Source organism: Billgrantia montanilacus, from assembly GCF_003336675.1.
In the GTDB taxonomy this organism is placed as follows: domain Bacteria; phylum Pseudomonadota; class Gammaproteobacteria; order Pseudomonadales; family Halomonadaceae; genus Halomonas; species Halomonas montanilacus.
Window position 1 is genome coordinate 91,402 of record NZ_QPII01000012.1, and the last position, 13,670, is coordinate 105,071.

General features: G+C 64.7%; 12 protein-coding genes. 9 read left to right on the forward strand and 3 right to left on the reverse strand.

Annotated elements, in window-relative coordinates; genetic code table 11:
• Positions 1–14 precede the first annotated feature (14 nt).
• Genes DU505_RS15415 through DU505_RS15440 form a run of 6 tightly spaced genes read left to right on the forward strand, consistent with a single transcriptional unit; the run spans position 15 to position 5,603 of the window.
• Entirely contained in the window at positions 15–596 is a 582-nt protein-coding gene (locus tag DU505_RS15415; RefSeq protein ID WP_114479876.1) for a nuclear transport factor 2 family protein, read from the forward strand.
• Positions 597–646: 50 nt separating this feature from the next.
• Positions 647–1,522 (forward strand): isocitrate lyase/PEP mutase family protein, encoded by an 876-nt coding sequence (locus DU505_RS15420; protein WP_114479877.1) that lies wholly within the window; start codon positions 647–649, stop codon positions 1,520–1,522.
• A gap of 52 nt (positions 1,523–1,574) precedes the next feature.
• A complete protein-coding gene (locus tag DU505_RS15425) occupies positions 1,575–2,249 on the forward strand; it encodes an isochorismatase family protein (protein WP_114479878.1) in 675 nt (224 codons plus the stop codon).
• Between the two features lie 34 nt (positions 2,250–2,283).
• Positions 2,284–3,234 carry a polysaccharide deacetylase family protein gene (locus tag DU505_RS15430; RefSeq protein ID WP_114479879.1) on the forward strand — a complete coding sequence of 317 codons (951 nt, stop codon included), beginning with the start codon at positions 2,284–2,286 and terminating at the stop codon, positions 3,232–3,234.
• Positions 3,235–3,237: 3 nt separating this feature from the next.
• On the forward strand, positions 3,238–4,191 hold the full coding sequence (locus DU505_RS15435; RefSeq protein ID WP_114479880.1) for a polysaccharide deacetylase family protein: 954 nt from the start codon (positions 3,238–3,240) through the stop codon (positions 4,189–4,191).
• Positions 4,191–5,603, forward strand: a complete 1,413-nt coding sequence (locus DU505_RS15440; RefSeq protein ID WP_114479881.1) for an FAD-dependent oxidoreductase — start codon at positions 4,191–4,193, stop codon at positions 5,601–5,603. Before DU505_RS15435 ends, DU505_RS15440 begins: the two co-directional genes overlap by 1 nt.
• 18 nt (positions 5,604–5,621) lie before the next feature.
• Here the strand turns inward: DU505_RS15440 and DU505_RS15445 are convergent, their stop codons facing one another.
• On the reverse strand, positions 5,622–6,563 hold the full coding sequence (locus DU505_RS15445; RefSeq protein WP_114479882.1) for a LysR family transcriptional regulator: 942 nt from the start codon (positions 6,561–6,563) through the stop codon (positions 5,622–5,624).
• A gap of 223 nt (positions 6,564–6,786) precedes the next feature.
• On the opposite strand from DU505_RS15445, the gene DU505_RS15450 reads away from it, so the two are divergent.
• Complete coding sequence (locus DU505_RS15450; RefSeq protein ID WP_114479883.1) at positions 6,787–8,286, forward strand: CoA-acylating methylmalonate-semialdehyde dehydrogenase; 1,500 nt, start codon at positions 6,787–6,789, stop codon at positions 8,284–8,286.
• Between the two features lie 103 nt (positions 8,287–8,389).
• On the opposite strand, the gene DU505_RS15455 is transcribed toward DU505_RS15450, so the two are convergent.
• On the reverse strand, positions 8,390–10,102 hold the full coding sequence (locus DU505_RS15455) for a hypothetical protein (RefSeq protein WP_114479884.1): 1,713 nt from the start codon (positions 10,100–10,102) through the stop codon (positions 8,390–8,392).
• 206 nt (positions 10,103–10,308) lie between these two features.
• On the opposite strand from DU505_RS15455, the gene DU505_RS15460 reads away from it, so the two are divergent.
• The gene (locus tag DU505_RS15460; protein ID WP_114479885.1) at positions 10,309–12,165 is read left to right on the forward strand and encodes a diguanylate cyclase; all 1,857 of its coding nucleotides are present in this window, start codon (positions 10,309–10,311) and stop codon (positions 12,163–12,165) included.
• 77 nt (positions 12,166–12,242) lie between these two features.
• Positions 12,243–12,833 carry a peroxidase-related enzyme gene (locus tag DU505_RS15465; protein ID WP_114479886.1) on the forward strand — a complete coding sequence of 197 codons (591 nt, stop codon included), beginning with the start codon at positions 12,243–12,245 and terminating at the stop codon, positions 12,831–12,833.
• A gap of 24 nt (positions 12,834–12,857) precedes the next feature.
• On the opposite strand, the gene DU505_RS15470 is transcribed toward DU505_RS15465, so the two are convergent.
• Positions 12,858–13,538, reverse strand: coding sequence for a hypothetical protein (locus tag DU505_RS15470; protein ID WP_114479917.1), 681 nt, complete (start codon positions 13,536–13,538; stop codon positions 12,858–12,860).
• Positions 13,539–13,670: the final 132 nt, after the last annotated feature.

The following is a 13,670-nucleotide window of genomic DNA, read 5'->3' on the forward strand; positions in this document are numbered from 1 at the left end:
ACGGAGAACAGCCCATGCCTGTGGTCCAGGTCAGCCTGATCCAGGGCTATTCCAGCGCACTCAAGCAGCAGCTCTGTGAGCGACTGACCGAGGCGGTCAGCGCCAGCATCGCGGCGGATCCCGATGCCATCACGATATTCCTTCATGAGGTCACCGCGGATGGCTACATGCGCGGGGGCCGTTCTCGCCAACCCGGGAGCGCACGGGCTGTGCCGGAAGAACCGCTGCAAACGGCACCCGAATCGCTGGTGCGGGACTTCCTCGCCGCCATGGAAGCCCGTGAGCTGGAGCGTGCCTCAAGCCTGCTCGCCGATGATTTCGTCATGCGCTTTCCCGGTAGCCCACCCATGACCCGTTTGACCGAGCTGGTCGAATGGGCCCGAGGTCGCTACCGCCACGTGGGCAAGCGGATCCATGCTCTGGACTGCTGCGACAAGGGCGATTACACGGTGGTGGTTTGCCACGGTGAACTCCATGGTGAATGGCCGGACGGCACCCCCTTCGACGGCGTGCGTTTCATCGACCGCTTCGAACTGCGCGACGGCAAGCTGGCGCGCCAGGAGGTGTGGAACGACCTGGCCTTGGCAAGCCCATAAGGCCCTGCTCAATTCCACCGATTTTACGTTATCCAAGGAATCTTCTCGTCATGACCCTTCCCGCCAACGGCCTGAAAGCGCAGCTCAACGCTCCCGATATCGTCGTCGCACCCGGCGTCTATGATGCCCTGGGTGCCTCCCTGGCCGAGAAGGCTGGCTTCGATACCGTCTACCTTTCCGGTGCCAGTCTCGCGTATACCCAGTTGGGACGCCCCGATATCGGTTTGCTGAGCCTTACCGAGATCAGCGATGCGATGTCGCATATCCGTGAGCGCACCGAACTGTCGGTGGTGGTCGACTGCGACACCGGCTTCGGCAACGCCATGAACGTGATGCGCAGCGTGCGCATGCTTGAGCGCTCCGGGGCCAACGCGATCCAGCTCGAGGACCAGACCTATCCCAAGCGCTGCGGCCACCTGCGTGGCAAGACCCTGGTGTCCACCGGCGAGATGGTCGGCAAGTTGAAGGCGGCGCTGGATGCCCGAGACAGTGAGCAGACCCTGATCATCGGTCGCACCGATGCGCTGGCCGTGGAGGGCGTCGAGGGTGCCATGCAGCGGGCCCGGGCCTACCGGGACGCCGGGGTCGACGTGCTGTTCATCGAAGGCATCCGCAGCGATACCGACATCGAGCGGATCATGGGGGAGTTCCGCGGCCAGGTGCCGATCATGGCCAACATGGTGGAAGGCGGCGACACACCGCTGCAGAACGCAACGGCCCTGCAGGCCCAGGGTTTCTCGCTGGTGATCTTCCCTGGCGCCCTGGTGCGTGCCGTGACCCACATGGCCAGCCAGTTCTTCGCCACCCTGCGGCGCGATGGCACCACCGATGCCTTTCGCGACCGCATGCTCGATTTCGGGCAGCTCAACGACTACCTCGGCACCCAGGCGATGCTGGAGCTGGGCCAGAAATACGAAGGCCATTGAGACGCATCGGTCGCCAATGCCTCACCCACCGTTTTCGTTCAGGAGAAGTCGCATGATTACCACCGACAAGACCGCCAAGGAGCTCTTTCACGAGGTAATGGCCAACCCCCAGCGGATACCCTTCGGGTTCGGCAGCAAGGCGGTACTGGTCAACGTCGACCCGCAGAAGGCCTATACCCGCACCGACCTGTTCAAGACCGCCTACGAGACCGACCCCAACCAGCTTGATTACGTGAACCAGCTGGCGCTCTCGTTCCGCCAGCTCGGCTGGCCGGTGGTCTGGACCCACGTGGCGTTCCTCGACTCCGCGGAAGATGCCGGCGTATGGGGCACACGTACCGACACCCCCGACTCGTTGCAGAACATCAAGTACGGCTCCGAGCGTGCCGAATTCGATGAGCGGGTGGAGATCGACCCACACGATGTCGTCTACACCAAGCGCATGCCTTCGGCCTTCTTCGAGACCCCGCTGCAGTCGCTACTGGTATGGCATCAGGTCGATACCGTGATCGTCACCGGTGGCTCCACTTCCGGCTGCATCCGTGCCACCGCGGTGGATAGCCTCTCCCGTGGTTACCGCACCGTCGTGCCCATGGAGTGCGTAGCCGACAAGCACGAGAGCTACCACTACGCCAACCTGACCGACCTGCATCTCAAGTACGCCGACGTCATGCCGGTGGCCGAGGTGCTGAGCTGGCTCGAATCTCGCGCTGCCGAGCAGGGCTGAGCGTCTCGGCGAGAGTGGAAGAGGAGTGTGCAACATGAAGGAAACGCTTGGCGCCTATGACTACTGGCCCTACGAGAATCGTCCGAAGATCACCTGGCCGGGCGGGGCGCGGGTCGCCTTCTGGGTGGCACCCAACATCGAGTACTACGAGCTCGACCCGCCCCAGAATCCGCAGCGCAAGCCGTGGCCGACGCCCCACCCCTCGGTGCCTGGCTACAGCATTCGCGACTATGGCAACCGGGTGGGCCACCAGCGCCAGATGGCACTGCTCGACAAGTACGGCATTCGCGGCTCGGTATCGCTGTCGGTGGCGCTGTGCGAACACCATCCCGAGATCATCGAGATGTGCCGTGAGCGCGACTGGGAGTTCTTCAGCCACGGCATCTACAACACCCGCTACACCTACGGCATGAGTGAGGCCCAGGAGCGGGAGATGATCCGCGACAGCATCGAGACGATCCATCGCCACACCGGGCAGAAGTGTGCGGGCTACCTGGCTCCGGCGCTCTCCCATTCGGAGCGGACCCTGGACCTGTTCGCCGAGGTGGGCCGGGAGCTGTTCGGCGACGAGGCGGGGTTCTACACCTGTGACCTGTTCCACGATGACCAGCCGACGCCGATCCGCCTGCGCTCGGGACGCCGCTTCGTCTCCATGCCCTATTCGCTGGAGATGAATGACACCATCGTCTACGCCGTGAACAAGGTGGAGCCGCGCCATTACCTGACCATGCTCAAGCGCCATTTCGACCGGCTCTATGCCGAAGGCGCCGAGTCGGGAACGGTGATGTGCATTCCCACCCACAACTACCAGGTCAGCTGCCCGCATCGAATCAAGGCCTTCGAGGAGGCGCTGGAGTACATCACCGGCCACAGCGACGTCTGGCTCGCCACCGGTCGTGAGATCGCCAGCCACTATCTTGCCCACCACTACGACGATGCCCTGCGCGACATCGACGCCAGGGCCGTTCCGGCCAGGAGGCGCTGAGCCATGTCCTTGAAAACTTCATCTCTCGACAAGGACTATCTTGCCTACCCATGGCGTCGCCCCGGCTACGATCATGACCGCTACGACTGGTCGATGCTGGCAGATCGGCCGCCGGTCCAATGGCCCGGCGGCAAGACCCTGGCGGTATGGATCAACGTGTCGCTGCAGTTCTATCCGCTCAACCAGCGTGGGGTTCCCTTCAAGGTGCCCAACGGCATGACCATGCCCTATCCCGACCTGCGCCACTATTCGTTGCGCGACTACGGCAACCGGGTGGGTATCTACCGCATGTTGTCAGCCTTCGAGAAGCACGGCATCCGCCCCACCTGGGCGATCAATGCCCAGCTTGCCGAGCAGACGCCTTATCTGGTGGAGCGTCTCAAGGCATACGGCGGCGAGTTCCTCTGCCACGGCTGGAACATGGACCACCTGCACTACGGCGGTCAGGATCGCAACGAGGAGGCCGAGATCGTACGCCGCTCGGTAGAGTCGTTGCGCGAGCAGACCGGACAGCCCATTCGCGGCTGGCTCAGCCCGGCTCGCTCGCAGAGCTGGCACACGCCCGAACTGCTGGCCGAGAACGGGGTCACCTACTGCGCCGACTGGGTCAACGACGACATGCCCTACGCCTTCGCCACTGACAACGGGCCGCTGGCCATGATGCCGCTGGCAACCGAGATCGAAGACCAGTTCGTGATGTGCCAGAACCTCCATTCGGAGGACGCCTGGGTCGAGCAGGTCAAGGATGCCTTCGACTTTCTCCTGCAGGAATCGAGGGAGCAGGGCGGGCGGATGCTGGCGCTCAGCCTGCATCCCTGGCTGGTGGGTCAACCCCACCGTATCGGCTGCCTGGAAGAGGTGTTGGCCCATATCGCCGGCCATGACGAGGTCTGGCAGGCACCGGCCGGCGAGATACTCGACGCCTTCCAGGGCGCTGGCCAAGAGGAGCCACGCTGATGGGCATTGTGGCCTTTCATGACGATGATACCTTCGAGGCGTCCCTGCCGCTGCTGATCGTCGGCGCGGGAGCCTGCGGCCTGGTGGCGGCACTGGCGGCCCGGGAGTACGGCATCGAGCTGGCGGTGCTCGAGCGCGATGCGTTGCCGCGGGGCAGCACCTTCATGTCTTCCGGCTTCATACCCGCCGCCGGTACCCGCTTCCAGGCCGATAAGGGGGTGGACGACAGCCCTGAGCTGATGGCGAAAGATATCCAGGCGAAGAACGGTGACGAGGCCGACCCGGCCATCGTCCAGACGCTGGCCGGTGACTCCGGCCGGGTGGTGGAGTGGCTGGCCGATACCCATGGTGTGCCGTTCGACCTGGTCGACGGCTTTCTTTATCCCGGGCATAGCCGCATGCGGATGCACGCCACGCCGCGGCGAACGGGTGAGGAGCTGATGGGGAGCTTGCTGACCGCTGCCGAGACGGCGGGTATCGATATACTGACCCAGGCCCGGGTGGTCGATCTGCATGTCGACGAGGCTCGACGGGTGCGCGGTGTCACCCTCGAACGCCCCGATGGGAGCCAGGAGCGCATTGGCTGCGAGGCGCTGATCCTGGCCTGCAACGGCTACGGCGGCAATCCGGAGCTGGTGGCGCGCTACCTGCCGACGCTGAAGAATGCCCTCTACTACGGTCACGAAGGGAATCAGGGGGATGCCCTGCTCTGGGGCGAGGCCATGGGAGCCAGCCTAAAGGATCTGGGTGCCTGCCAGGGGCATGGCTCCCTGGCCACGCCGCACCAGACACTCATCAGCTGGGCGCTGATGATGCGCGGGGGCATCCAGGTCAACCTTGAGGGGCGGCGTTTCTCCAGCGAGCACGGTGGCTACTCGGAGCAGGCGGCCAAAGTGCTGGCTCAGCCGGGCCAGGTGGTCTGGAACCTGTTCGATGCGCGTATCCATCAGGCGGCCTTGGAGTTCGAGGACTACCGCAACGCGCACATCGCCGGGGCGGTGCGCACCTTCGCGACGCTGGAATCGATGGCGGAGGGTCTGGATCTGCCGCTGGGTGCCCTTGAACAGACCTTCGACGAAATGCGGGCCCTGGCCGAGAACGGTGAGGCCGATGCCTTCGGTCGCAGCTTCTCGCCGGAGACCCTGCTGGCGCCCCCCTATTACGCCATTCGTGTTACCGGCGCGCTGTTCCATACCCAGGGAGGGCTGGAAGTCGACACCCAGGGGCGGGTAGTGGGGCAGGAGGGCGGTATCTTTCCCAACCTGTTCGCCGCCGGCGGTGCAGCGCGGGGCGTCTCGGGCTCGAACGACAGCGGTTACCTGTCGGGCAACGGCCTGCTCAGCGCCGTGGTGATGGGGGCTATCGCCGGGCGCGAGGCGTCACGCCAGCTACGGCGGGGTGGGGCGGCCTGACTCTTGTAGACAGGGTGCTCAGGGCGCGGGCATCACCAGCTCCCGCGCCTCGCCCATCAGGAAGGCCTGGTTCAACTCCAGCGCCTCGCGCAGGAAGTCCCACAGCAGCCTTACCCGGGCCAGGCGGCGCTGCTCCTGACGCGCGGTGATCCAGAAATGGCGCACGATCTCTACCTCTTCATTCAGCACGCTGTCGAGCGCGTCGCTGGTCTCGGCCATGAAGCAGGGCAGCACGGCAAGCCCGGCCCCGCTCAGCGTGGCGGCATGCTGGGTGGTCACGCTGGTGCTGCGTATCGAGAAGTGCGGCCCCGGCTGGCCCACCACGGCGGGGTCAAGCAGCGGCTCCAGGTAGCTGAGCTGCTCGCTGAAGATCAGGTCGTCCACATAGCCGATCAGCCGGTGGCGGCCGAGCTCAGCGAGCCCTGCCGGTTTGCCGTGGCGCGTGAGGTAGTCATGGCTGCCGTACAGGCGCAACCGGTAGTCGCACAGCCGTGAGATCACCATGCCGGGGCTGACCGGGCGCTCCACGGTGATGGCCAGGTCCGCTTCATGGCGGCTCAGGTTGACCACCCGTGGCAGTGCCAGCAGGTCCAGGGTGATGCCGGGGTGGCGTTCGCAGAAGCGGGAGAGCAGCGGGGCGATCACCCAGGTGCCGAAGCCCTCGGTGACCCCCAGGCGAATCTGGCCGCTGAGCTGGTGGTTCTTGTCGGTGAGGCTTTCGCCGGCCTCGAAGGCGTGGCGGGCCATCTCCTCGGCATGGGCCAGCAGCTGCTGGCCCGCTTCGGTCAGATGGTAGCCATGAGTGCTACGCTCGAAGAGCTGGGTGTTGAGTTTCTGCTCGAAGCGGCGGGTGCGCCGCGACAGGGTGGAGTGGTCAAGCCCCAGGCGCCGGGCGGCATCGGTCAGCCGTTGGCTGCGGGCCACTTCCAGAAAGATCTGTATGTCCTGCCAGTCGAGCATGAGGCCTCCCGGGGTGCGGTTCGTTTGTGCATCAGGGCACAAGCAATGTGCCCGAGTGCCCGTTGTCAGGCAATCCCACCTCTGGCTAGACTCATGGGCATTCCGTTTCGTGTATATATACACATAAAGTCTAATATCTGCCTTGCCGCGACCAGCCATCACAACGATAAGCAGACAGTGCAAGCAGACTAGAGCCAGCAGACACTAGAGAGGAGCACGCACCATGTCAGTCCGCGAGATTCCGATGTACATCGACGGCAAGCCCGTCCCGTCCAACAGCCAGGAGTGGCGCGACGTGGTCAACCCGGCGACCCAGGAAGTGGTGGCCAGGGTACCGTTCTGCTCCGCAGAGGAAGTTGACCGCGCTGTCGCCAGCGCCAAGGAAGCCTTCAAGACCTGGCGCAAGGTGCCGCTGGGCAAGCGCATGCGCATCATGCTCAAGCTGCAGGCGCTGGTGCGCGAGCACACCCCGGAGCTCGCCGCCCTGATCACGGAAGAGCACGGCAAGACGCTACCCGACGCCGAGGGCGAGGTGGGTCGTGGCCTGGAAGTGATCGAGCACGCCTGTTCGATCACCTCGCTGCAGCTTGGCGAGCTGGCCGAGAATGCCGGCACCGAGATCGACGTCTACACCCTGAACCAGCCGCTGGGCGTGGGTGCCGGCATCACCGCCTTCAACTTCCCGATCATGCTGCCCTGCTTCATGTTCCCGCTGGCCATCGCCACCGGCAACACCTTCGTACTCAAGCCCTCGGAGCAGGACCCGAGCTCCACCATGCGCCTGGTCGAGCTGGCCCACGAAGCGGGCGTACCGGCCGGGGTGCTCAACGTGGTTCACGGTGGGCCGGACGTGGCCAACCAGATCGCCGACCACACCGACATCAAGGCGCTCTCCTTCATCGGCTCGAGCCACGTGGGCTCGCTGCTCTACAACCGCGCCGCCGCCGCCGGGAAGCGCATGCAGGCGATGATGGGCGCCAAGAACCACTGTGTCGTCATGCCCGACGCCAACCGCAGCCAGGCCATCAACAACCTGCTGGGTTCCGCCTTCGGTGCCGCTGGCCAGCGCTGCATGGCCAACTCCGTGGTGGTGCTGGTGGGCGAGGCCAATGCCTGGATCGACGATATCGTCGACGGCGCCCGTAACATGAAGGTCGGCCCCGGCACCCAGCGCGACGCCGACCTCGGCCCGCTGGTCTCTCCGGCTGCTCGCGAGCGCGTGATTCGACTGATCGACGCCGGCGAGAAGGAGGGCGCCAAGCTGCTGGTCGACGGCCGTGGCCATGAGGTATCGGGCTACGAGCATGGCAACTTCGTCGGGCCCACCGTGTTCGCCGACGTGACGCCCGAGATGACCATCTACCGGGAGGAGATCTTCGGGCCGGTGCTCTGCGTGGTCAGCGTCGATACCCTGGATGAGGCGATCGAATTCGTCAACGCCAACCCCAACGGCAACGGCACCTCGATCTTCACCAACTCCGGCTGGGTGGCGCGGCGCTTCGAGAGCGACATCGACGTGGGCCAGGTCGGCATCAACGTGCCGATTCCGGTGCCCGTGGCCTACTTCAGCTTCACCGGTTCCCGCGGTTCCAAGCTGGGCGACCTGGGCCCCAACGGCAAGCAGGCCATCGCCTTCTGGACCCAGACCAAGACCGTCACCGCGCGCTGGTTCGAGCCCGAGAACGTCTCCAGCGGCATCAACAGTACCATCTCGCTGAGCTGAACCCGGCCGACAGCCTGACGTACGGCCCCGCTTCATCGAGAAGCGGGGCCGTTTCTGTTTATGGGTGGGGCCGGGTCAGTTAATGGGGCGAGGTCGGTTCTGTTTACGGTGAAAGCGGCACCCCCAGGGTGGCGAACAGCTCTGCCAGCTCCGGGTCCTCCCGCTTGCCGCGCAGGATGGTGGCATCCACCACCGAGAAGCGGCCTGCCGAAGCCAGCAGGTACGGCTGGCCGGTCGCCTCGTCGATGAAGCGGACCTCCGGCACCTTGGCGATGCACTGCTTGAGGAAGGTACAGTTCCTGGCGACCGCCAGGCGGTCATCGTCGGGATAGACCTCCGCAGGGCAGGTCGCCAGGGTGTTGATCTTCTTGTAGCGATCCACGTTGACCAGTCCCAGGGGGTCAAGGATGTTGAGGACCTCGCGGGTGCCGTGGGCGATGGTCGTCGGCGGGGTGTTCTTGGGAACGCTGTTGTCCAGGAAGGTGTATTCGAGCCGGGGATGCCGGCTGTCGAGCCACTTGTAGAGCAGCTTGGGCATGCCGTCATAGGCCTCCACGCAGTGCCCCAGGAAGTCTTCCACCGCCTTGTAGCGTCCCCGCGTCAGTCCGCGCTCCCAGCCGCGCTCCACCGTCGCCTCCGGCGGGGTGACGACGAAATAGAAGTACATGGTGGTGACATGCTTCGCGTAGGTGGCATCCAGGAGCCGCGGGACCTTGTCCATGGCGAAGCTGTCGAAGCGAAACCGGTCGATCAGCAGGTGCGGGATGGAGCCCTCACGCTCGGCCTTGTCGCGGATGTAGCGGTCCAGCTTGGCATCGATGAGCTTGACCTCCTTGCCGGCGAGGCGCCCGGCATACTTGTAGGCCTCGCCCAGTGCCTCGTAGTCGAGCAGCAGGCGGCGCCAGATGTCGGGGGAGACGGTGCCGTACTGGTCGGGCTGGATGCCCAGGTCCCGCAGGGTGTCCTTCAGGAAGGGGCGCAGGGAACTCTTGCCGGCGGCCGAGGCTCCCTTGAGGCTGATCAATATCGGTTCCCTGGCGCAGGGGAGCCGTCCGTAACCTTCGGCGTTCATGGCCCGCTCCACATGGGGGGCGACCTGCCGCCCGAGGTGGCGGCTGCCGAAGGCGTTGCACACATGCCGGGTGATCAACCTGGCCAGCAGTTCCCGCTCTACCCCGATATGGCCCCGGGTGGCGCCGATTGAGTTCAGGACACGGTAAGTGCTCTTGTAGATGGCTCTCTCCAACGCGTCCCGCGCCCCCAATCCCTTGTTCTTGATGTCCTGGATCACGTCATGGTGGCGCTCCTCGAGGGAGCGCGGGTCCGCCTGCTGGCGTGGCGCCGGGCGCTTGCCGAACCACCGGGACAGCCAGGAGTCGGGCTCGGGGTCGGTCGGTGTCGGTTCGGGGGCGAGGGCCGCGGCGAGGATGTCGACGACCCGGCCGTGTATCTCGTCATACAGCCGGTCATACGCCTGCTGGAACGCCGGCATATGAGGGGTCAGGTAGTCGGACAGGATCCTGAGGGCGATGCTGCGGAAGTGCTGCCCCAGGAGCTCCTCTTCTTCGCCCTCCAGAACCACCAGGTCGGCCGTCACCTGCACGATCAACTCGTGCAGCACCAGGCGCTCCGGGCGGAACGCGACCAGTTCCTCCTCCGTGAGCCCGGTAAGGGCCCTCAGCTCGGGAATGTCGGACAGGCGAGAATAGACGTTGGACGGGCGGTGGATCGTCTCCAGGGGCTGGTAGCGCCTGGGCAGCTCGGCCTCGAGGCCGGGATTCCATGCCGAAAACTCGCAGCCTTCTCGATCAGCCATACCGGAAATCCCTGCCTGTTCGGGCGTGTCGGGGTTTGACGAAAGGGGTATGCAGCGATAGTGGCCCACCCGGCGGCGTGGGGCAATCCTCCTCGGGAGCGAGGACGGCCCTGCCCAACGGCGGGGCCGTCCTCGCTTTCAACGGGCGCCAAAGCGGCATTAGCTGATAAAGTAGGCACTTCATCGTATGCCAGCGTGGAGCTCACGTGACCAGGCGCCTCTCGTATCCCTTGCCAATCTTCGTGGCGTTTCGCTGGTTGGCAATGCTGCTGTTTCTGCTGCCAGGGCACGCGCTGGCCGTTATCGACGTCGGCACCCTGAGAGGGGAGCTTAACCTCAGTCCGCACGTTCTGTTGCTGGAAGACAGGGCGCGTGAGTTCGATATCGAGCAGTTGCTGAGTCATGGCGATACGCTGGGGTGGGAGTCTTCCCCTCAGGAAACCCTCAACTTCAGTTTTTCCGACGCTGCCTGGTGGGTGCAGCTACGCGTGGAGAACGACACCGCGGCCGATGTGCGCCGGCTTCTCGAACTGGCCATGCCGCTGCACGACTATCTCGATGGCTATGTGGTAGGCCCGCAGGGTGAGATCCTTCGCCAGTGGCAAACCGGCAACCGACGGAATTTCGACTCCCGCCCTGTCGTCCACCGCACCTTCGTGCTGCCCATCCATGTCCCGGCCGGCGAGTCGCGTCAGGTCTTCCTGCGGTTGGATACCCACGACGGGCTGTACGATGCCACGCCCCTCTACCTCATGGACGATGCCAGCTTCCTGGCCAAGGCCCAGCGTGAGCTGATGGCCTTCAGCCTCTACTTCGGTGCCCTGCTGGCGCTGTTGATCTATAACCTGCTGCTTTACCTCGCCACACGTGAGCGTCCCCTGCTGCACTACGTTGTCTACCTCGGGACCTTCTTCATCCTGATGTTTTCGACGCGCGGCTTTGCCTTCCAGTACTGGTGGCCGGACATGCCGACGTTCAACAACCAGATGGTGCCGCTCAACATCGGGCTGTTCGCCGTCACGCTGGCGATCTTCAGTGACAGCTACCTGAACCTCCGCCTGCACGCCCCTCGCTTGACCCGGGGGCTCTACGGGCTAGCCGGCCTGTGCATGGTGAGCGCGCTACCGGCGCTGTTCGGTCACTATGCGCCGGTATTCCACCTGATGATTCCAGGCGCCATCCTGCTCTCCTGCCTGTTGCTCGGCGTGGCGGCCTGGCGGAGCCTTTGCGGCGACACCCTGGCACGAATCTACCTGGTGGCGTGGTGCGTGCTGCTGGTCGGTATCACGCTCTACTTCCTGCGGGTGGCGGGGGTGCTGCCCTACAATATCGTCACCGAGTACGCCGTCCAGGTGGGTTCGGGGATCGAGTTCCTGCTGCTCTCCCTGGGGCTGGCCTGGAAGATCAACCAGTTCAAGAACGAGAAGCTCGCCGCCGAGCGCGCCACGCTCGACCTGCAGCGTTCGCTCAACGAGCGCCTGGAAGGGGAGGTGGCACAGCGTACCCGGGAGCTGGAAAACGCCAACCGACAGCTCACGACCATGGCGCGTACCGACCCGCTGACCGGCTTGTTGAACCGTCGCCAGTTCCAGGAGCTCGTCGAGGATGAGCTTAATCGGCGGCGACGCAGCGGCCAGCCGCTGTTGTTTGCAGTGATGGATATCGACGACTTCAAGCTCTACAACGACACCTATGGCCACCACGCGGGCGACGAGGTGCTGATGCGGGTATCCACGCTGCTGCTGGACCACTTCCGCCGCGCCGGGGATCGGCTCTTTCGCCTGGGCGGGGAGGAGTTCGGCCTGCTGCTGGCCGTGGATTCGCTGGAGGCCGGTCAACTGGCGCTGGAACAGTACCGAGAGGCCCTCCAGCAGCTGCGTATCCCCCATGAGGCTTCCACGCATGGGGTGATCACGGCCTCCTTCGGCCTGGTGGCCTGCCAGGGGTGCGCGGCGGTGCGTGACGTGGAGACGCTCTACCGCCTCGCCGATAAGGCCATGTACGAAGCCAAGGCGAGCGATCGCAACCGGGTGGTGACGTGCTCGATGGTTGGAAAAGCCTGAATGCGTGCGGGCATGGACAATGAATTGACGTTGACGTTAACTGTATCCAGTCCATAGAGCCCCAGCAGGAGTCCGCCATGTCTACGCCCATCAGCCGCTTTCCGATTCCCGAGTCGATCGAGGACATGCCCGGGGATATCCGCGACGCCATGCTGGCGGTGCAGGAGAAGGCCGGCTTCGTGCCCAACGTGTTCCTGATGCTGGCCCATCGCCCGGCCGAGTTCCGCGCCTTCTTCGCCTATCACGACGCGCTGATGGAGCGGGAGTCGGACACGCTGACCAAGGCCGAGAAGGAGATGATCGTGGTGGCCACCAGCGCCCGCAACCACTGTCTCTACTGCGTGGTGGCCCACGGTGCCCTGGTGCGCATCTACAGCAAAGACCCGCTGCTGGCCGACCAGGTCGCCATCAACCACCGCACGGCACCGCTGAGCGAGCGCCATCGCATCATGCTCGACTTCGCCTTTCACTGCGGCCTGGATGTGGGCGAACTCACCGACGAATGGCAGACGCGTTTGCTGGACGCCGGCTTCACCCAGGACGACATCTGGGACATCGGCGCCATCACCGCCTTCTTCGGGCTCTCCAACCGCCTGGTCACGCTCACCGGTACGCCGCCCAACGACGAGTTCTACCTGATGGGCCGGGTGCCGCGGGAGAAGCAGTAACGGGTGTGAGGGCCGCCTGTTCCCTCAGGCGCTGTCCCGGCACCCTTCCAATAGCTGCAGCACCGGCACCAGCTGGCTTTCATGCAGGACCAGTACCGTATCGACCGTGGCTTCCTCCACGCCAGGGGAGACCACGGCGAATTCGCCCTCTTCGAGGTGGAATTCGTGCACCTCGCGGTGTCCTGCGGGGGTCATGCAGGAGATGGAACGGTAGGTTTCATCCTCGCCGTAGGTGAGGCGGTGGTAGACCTTGAAGAAGGTGTAGAGATAGAGCCCCTGGTCGAAGGCGGGCCAGCGGGCGGGGATGGTGCGGGTCTCCTCGTCGAGGGCCTGCCCGTTGGCTTCGGCCCGGATGATGGCATGCTCGAGCGGACGGGCCAGCAGCGAGGCATCATCCTGCGGGAAAGGCTGCGAGGCCTCGAAGGCCTGGTGGTAGCGTTCGCCCGCCTGGCGCAGGTCGTCGAGGGAGCCGATGCGATGGTCGCTATGCGCCAGGTCGGCGGGCTCGAAGCCGCCGTTTTCCCAGCCGTGGATCACCCTCAGCACGAGCTTGCCACGGGACAAGGGCGCCAGTAACAGGGCCTCCAGGGCGACGCGAAGATGGAGCTGTCGCTCGATCACCTGATTGTCGAAGGCGCTGTAGGGGTCGGCGAAGATGGCGTGCAGCTGGCCGGGGGCATGTTCCTTGGCTTCGGTAAACGGCATCGGTAGTCTCGGCGAGAGTGGTCGTTCGCATGCAGCGACTGTTGTATCATCGCTCGTTATATCATTCATGGACGTGAGATGGTTACATCGGCCATCCTGTCCATAACTTGAGTTCGGCTTTGTACGAAAACT

What these genes read in the sequence shown, in the direction of transcription:
- DU505_RS15415 (WP_114479876.1), top strand. Translation starts at nt 15, where the DNA reads ATGCCTGTGGTCCAGGTCAGCCTGATCCAGGGCTATTCCAGCGCACTC.
- DU505_RS15470 (WP_114479917.1), bottom strand. Translation starts at nt 13,538, where the DNA reads ATGCCGTTTACCGAAGCCAAGGAACATGCCCCCGGCCAGCTGCACGCC.
- DU505_RS15440 (WP_114479881.1), top strand. Translation starts at nt 4,191, where the DNA reads ATGGGCATTGTGGCCTTTCATGACGATGATACCTTCGAGGCGTCCCTG.
- DU505_RS15425 (WP_114479878.1), top strand. Translation starts at nt 1,575, where the DNA reads ATGATTACCACCGACAAGACCGCCAAGGAGCTCTTTCACGAGGTAATG.
- DU505_RS15420 (WP_114479877.1), top strand. Translation starts at nt 647, where the DNA reads ATGACCCTTCCCGCCAACGGCCTGAAAGCGCAGCTCAACGCTCCCGAT.
- DU505_RS15455 (WP_114479884.1), bottom strand. Translation starts at nt 10,102, where the DNA reads ATGGCTGATCGAGAAGGCTGCGAGTTTTCGGCATGGAATCCCGGCCTC.
- DU505_RS15450 (WP_114479883.1), top strand. Translation starts at nt 6,787, where the DNA reads ATGTCAGTCCGCGAGATTCCGATGTACATCGACGGCAAGCCCGTCCCG.
- DU505_RS15445 (WP_114479882.1), bottom strand. Translation starts at nt 6,563, where the DNA reads ATGCTCGACTGGCAGGACATACAGATCTTTCTGGAAGTGGCCCGCAGC.
- DU505_RS15435 (WP_114479880.1), top strand. Translation starts at nt 3,238, where the DNA reads ATGTCCTTGAAAACTTCATCTCTCGACAAGGACTATCTTGCCTACCCA.
- DU505_RS15430 (WP_114479879.1), top strand. Translation starts at nt 2,284, where the DNA reads ATGAAGGAAACGCTTGGCGCCTATGACTACTGGCCCTACGAGAATCGT.
- DU505_RS15465 (WP_114479886.1), top strand. Translation starts at nt 12,243, where the DNA reads ATGTCTACGCCCATCAGCCGCTTTCCGATTCCCGAGTCGATCGAGGAC.